The following is a 2,415-nucleotide window of genomic DNA, read 5'->3' as shown; positions in this document are numbered from 1 at the left end:
CTGAGTGAGAGTCTACCCATACGGCCAAAGCCGTTAATGCCTACTTTGATGGTCATAGTGATTTATCCCTTAGATAAGAATTATTTGATCAAATTTCTCTGTTAGCTTGTTAGCCACTCAGTTACTTGGTTTCGAGTTGGAATCGACCCGCTGTGAACAAGTTCCTCATTAAGAACAACGGCAGGTGTGCTCATTACCTGATAGTTCATAATTTCTTGAGGGCTGGTTTCTTTACTAACTTGAATTTGCTGGTCTAGTTCTGTCGCAATAGCCTGGATTAGGGCTGCTGTTTTTGTGCATTTAGCACAGCCTGTACCGAGTACTTTAAAAGCTTTCATTAGCTTTTCCTTTATATAAAAGGGCTAAGGCCGTTGAATAGCCAGCCTATGAGCGTGAATGATATGAGGAGCATAACGAATAGGGTGCCAAGTAATTTCCACTGCATGACTTGCTTGAGTAGGATGAATTCTGGAAAACTAGCAGCAACAGTACTCATGCAAAAGGCGAGCGTAGTACCTACAGGTAGCCCGTTGGTTATTAAGCTTTCCATAATCGGAATGACGCCCGTGGCATTAGAATAAAGTGGAATACCGAGTACTACAGCTGCAGGGACTGACCACCATTGCCCATCACCCAAGTGTGCTTCGATCCAGCCATCTGGTACGAAGCCATGTAAAGCAGCGCCGAGACCGACGCCAATAATTACCCATTTCCATACGCGGCCAAAAATCTCTGTTGCCTCACGTACTGCAAATTGATGACGTTGTTGAAAGCCAAGCGCTTGAGCTTTTGATGCTGTAGTTTGTGGCTCTTTTCCTTGTGCTTTGGAGAGGGCTTCTGCAGCAAAAGACTGTAACCATTTTTCGGCTTTGATGGTGTCTAGAAATAGGCCGCCAAGGATCCCAACCGTCATGCCCACCAATACGTAAATAAGGGTGAATTTCCAGCCTAGTAGACTTAGCAGTAACAGTATGGCCACCTCGTTAATGAGTGGTGAGGTAAGCAAAAAGGACATAGTAATTCCTACGGGAATACCCGCTGAGGTGAAACCTAGGAATACGGGAATGCTGGAGCAGGAACAAAACGGCGTGATTGCGCCAAAACTCGAACCCATTAGGTAGCCAATCCCTCGATTTTTTTGTGCCAGGTAATCTCTGACTTGTTCAATGTTGAGGGAGGCGCGTATCAGTGCAATTAAGTAGATCATAACAACGAGCAGAACAAAGATTTTGCTAACATCTTCAACAAAAAAATGCAGGGCGTCACCGAGCTTGGTTTCCGGGCTCAAACCCAATATGTCAAAAACAAACCAGGCGGCAAGATCAGTAAATATCTGAAACATGTTTATCTACCCTCGTTGAAGAATATCAATTGCATGAAAGCACTCTATCTGGACGGGTTTTCATCGTTTCTAGTCGCCTGATGTTCATACTGAATTCTGAAATATTGGCGTCGCATGTTTGTGCTAAAACTGACTTAGCCCAAGATGGTAGACTAGGGTTTATCCTATAAAATACCCATTGCCCCATGCGCCGGTCTGTCAGAATGCCTGCTTTTTTGAGTAGTGCCAGGTGCCGGGAAACTTTAGGTTGCTCATACTCCAATGCTGCCATCAGTTCACAGACGCATAGCTCACCTTCATATTGAATCAGCATTAGGCATTTAAGCCTCAGCTCATCGCTCAGACTCTTGAATAATTGTAATGGCGATAGCTCGTTTGAATGTTGAGCATCAAGTATTGCTTGATTACTTTCGATTGCAGCAAAGCTATTAATTCGACGATTTATTTCAGTTAAGCTCATATGAAAACGTTCGATGTCGCTTAGGTCATCACCCTTAGATACCTTAGGGTCACTGAAGCTCCATTCTAATTTCTTCTCTTTTGCACCGAGTGATTTACATTCTTGAGTCGCCCTGTCACAAAGGGTAACTACGTAATCAAAATGTTGCCCGGCGAGTTCGTCAATATGCTTTGATTGATGAATGTTTTCGATACCGTGAGTTTTAAGAGCTGCCAAGGTTAGCGGGTGAACTGTTTCAGGGTTTGTGCCAGCACTAAACGCTTCGAATCGATTACCGTGATGGTAATTGAGTAGGGCTTCAGCCATTTGTGAGCGAGCTGAATTACCGGTGCATAGAAATAGTACGCGCTTCTTCATAATAGATATGATTCATCTTGATGATATATTTATATATGAATAAAAGTATATATGAAAAAACATATATTTAAAATTAGAAAAACTTGATTCGCGATTCGCCATATAAAAATGGTATTGATAACAGACTCAAACTGAGGTTGAGCCTAATCGGACATAGGAATAATATTAGTGTGTAGGGAAGCAGCCGGTTAAAGAAAGAGAGCGAGACCATTAGGGTTCGCTCATTACAGATTAGTGATAATTTAATTCCATCGTA

The 2,415-nt window shown here is 42.7% G+C and carries 3 protein-coding genes; all 3 read right to left on the bottom strand.

The window, feature by feature from the left end:
* Positions 1–101: 101 nt before the first annotated feature.
* Genes A3761_RS12750 through A3761_RS29025 form a run of 3 tightly spaced genes read right to left on the bottom strand, consistent with a single transcriptional unit; the run spans position 102 to position 2,159 of the window.
* Complete coding sequence (locus tag A3761_RS12750) at positions 102–338, bottom strand: thioredoxin family protein (RefSeq protein ID WP_068554984.1); 237 nt, start codon at positions 336–338, stop codon at positions 102–104.
* An 11-nt stretch (positions 339–349) separates the two neighbouring features.
* Positions 350–1,342 carry a permease gene (locus A3761_RS12745; RefSeq protein WP_068511225.1) on the bottom strand — a complete coding sequence of 331 codons (993 nt, stop codon included), beginning with the start codon at positions 1,340–1,342 and terminating at the stop codon, positions 350–352.
* Between the two features lie 25 nt (positions 1,343–1,367).
* Positions 1,368–2,159 (bottom strand): metalloregulator ArsR/SmtB family transcription factor, encoded by a 792-nt coding sequence (locus tag A3761_RS29025; protein ID WP_068511223.1) that lies wholly within the window; start codon positions 2,157–2,159, stop codon positions 1,368–1,370.
* Between the last annotated feature and the right edge of the window lie 256 nt (positions 2,160–2,415).

Source organism: Oleiphilus sp. HI0123 (genome assembly GCF_001635315.1).
The sequence above is the reverse complement of the archived record's forward strand: the minus strand, read 5'-3'. Positions and strand labels throughout refer to the sequence as shown.